This window comes from Psychrobacter sp. GW64-MNA-CIBAN-0177, assembly GCF_040309585.1.
In the GTDB taxonomy this organism is placed as follows: Bacteria; Pseudomonadota; Gammaproteobacteria; order Pseudomonadales; family Moraxellaceae; genus Psychrobacter; species Psychrobacter okhotskensis.
Map to the genome: position 1 here is coordinate 1 of NZ_JBEOOY010000290.1, position 266 is coordinate 266.

Sequence of the window (266 nt, forward strand, 5' to 3'; positions counted from 1 at the left end):
CCGCCGCACCTTACAGTACAGTTTTGAGAGTATTTTAGGCATTAATCCATTGCGTTTTTTACGCTTAACCCGTTTAAATAATGTGCGCCGAGAGCTGAAACAACCAGGGCAAGAGACTCCCATTGCGGTGATTGCGGCTAATTGGGGCTTTTGGCACCCAGGGCAATTCACCAAAGATTACACCCAACTATTTGGTGAAAATCCGTCGCATACCCTTAAACGTTGCATATGAACCTAATCGGTTAGTGAGGCGTATAGCGCTTACT

General features: G+C 45.9%; 1 protein-coding gene. It reads left to right on the forward strand.

What is annotated here, in order from left to right:
- Window positions 1-232, forward strand: a 232-nt coding sequence (locus tag AAEY79_RS15120; protein ID WP_352289263.1) for a helix-turn-helix domain-containing protein, incomplete at its 5' end; no start/stop codon positions are given.
- Window positions 233-266 lie beyond the last annotated feature (34 nt).